The sequence below is a fragment of the Paenibacillus sp. 1001270B_150601_E10 genome, from assembly GCF_015558675.1.
Classification (GTDB): Bacteria; Bacillota; Bacilli; order Paenibacillales; family Paenibacillaceae; genus Paenibacillus_B.
This window is the reverse complement of record NZ_JADMOL010000017.1, coordinates 70,506-72,394: the sequence shown is the minus strand read 5'-3', so window position 1 is coordinate 72,394 and position 1,889 is coordinate 70,506. Positions and strand designations below refer to the sequence as shown.

Genomic DNA, 1,889 nt, shown 5'->3' with positions numbered 1-1,889 from the left:
TTCGTTCTCTTCCAAGCTCACGGTCAGATCAAAGGTTGAAGCGACACTTTGCTGTTTCATCTCTTCGAATCCAGCTGCGCCAAGCTTCAAACTCGAAGACTCGCTCTGCTGCTGCGCAAAGACCACATCAAATAGTGGATGCCTGGACAGATCCCGCTCTGTTACCACACGTTCAACCAAGCGCTCAAACGGATACGCCTGATGCTCATAGGCCTGCAGACATTTCTCTTTCATTTCAGCGTGCCAAACTTCAAAGCTATACGCCGCATCCAGCTTTCCACGTATTGCTAATGTATTGACAAACATTCCAAGCATCTGCTGCGTATCCGGATGCTGACGGCCAGCAATCGGGCTGCCCACAACGAGATCTTCCTGTCTTGAATAGCGGCTTAAGAGCAGCATGAATGCCGACAGCATCACCATGTATTCTGTTGCACCTGTTCGACGGCTTATCGCTTTAACATTAGCCTGAACAGAAGAAGAGAGCTGAGAATGCAAGCTGCTGCCTTGATGGCTTCGTTCTTTAGGTCGGTGATAATCAGTCATTAGCTCAAGCGCTGGCGGCTCCTCATCGAACATAAGAGTCCAGTACGCTTCTTCCTTCGTCATAGGGGTACTGCTAATCATCAGGCTGTAATCCTTGTAATCTACAGTTACTGGTGGAAGCGATTCACCATTATAGAGCTTTGATAGCTCTTCTAACAGCAAGCCCTTTGAACCCTCATCGAAAATAATATGATGAAGATCGAACATGAGGATGGTGTCACCTAGCGCTGCGTTTACCGCCTTAACACGCATAAGTGGCGCCTTCGAAAGGTCAAACGGACGTACAAATGCATCAAATAAGTCAGGTATTCCTTCGCTCCGGTATTCGGCCGTTTCCAACTCTATGGTCGCATGCTCTGCAATCCGCTGTACGAATTGGCTTCCTTCTTGTATAAAGGAGGTTCGAAGCAGCGAATGGCGGTCTGTAAGCTTATTGAGCGCATGATGAAGTCGATCATAATCGATCGATTGCGAGCTTCTAAACAAAAACGGAATATTGTAAGTTCGATTACGACCTTGATCTCCATGCATCTGATGAACAAGGTAGATACTCTTCTGGTGAGGGCTCATGACAACCTCTCGCATCAACGGATGGGCCGCAATCGGCTCATACGAGACTTTTTCGTCCGATCTAACGCGTAACGCAAGCTTTCGCACGGTCTGCTCCGTTAAGACATCGCGAAGCTTAAGGCGCACTCCGAACGACTTCTCTATTGCGTTCACAAGCTTTGTAGCACGGAGCGAATGCCCACCAAGCTCATAGAAGCTATCGTCGATGCCAATCGGTTTGCAGGCGAGCACCTGCTCGAAGATTTCGACGAGACTGCGTTCCATCGCATCACGTGGAGCAGCGTATGGGTTGCTGCTTGACTGCTCTGGCTCAGGAAGAGCCTTGCGATCAAGCTTGCCATTGCGTGTTACCGGGAGCCTTTCAAGCTGTATCAGATGTGCTGGGATCATATAGGAAGGAAGCGCGGCTTTTAGCTGCTCTATAACCTTCTCCAGCACAAGCTCGCCTTTTCCGACCACATATGCACAAAGGCAAGCTTCCTCATGCTCGTGTCTTGCAATGACTGCCGCATCAAATATCCCATCGATATCTCTCAGGCAGCTTTCAATCTCGCCAAGCTCGATGCGATAGCCTCGAATCTTGACTTGTTCGCCAATTCGTCCAAGATATTCAAGGTTGCCATCTGGAAGCCAACGTGCGAGATCGCCTGTCCGGTACATTCGTTCACCCTGACGAAATGGATTGGCTACAAACTTTTCAGCAGTAAGCTCGGGCTGATTCCAATATCCCCTTGCAACTCCCGCTCCCCCAATGCACAGCTCTCCTGGAACTC

Annotated in this window: 1 protein-coding gene; it reads right to left on the bottom strand. The window is 49.4% G+C overall.

Annotation, left to right across the window (positions count from 1 at the left end; genetic code table 11):
* On the bottom strand, window positions 1-1,889 hold a 1,889-nt coding region (locus tag I2H74_RS22725), incomplete at both ends, for a condensation domain-containing protein (RefSeq protein WP_195576534.1).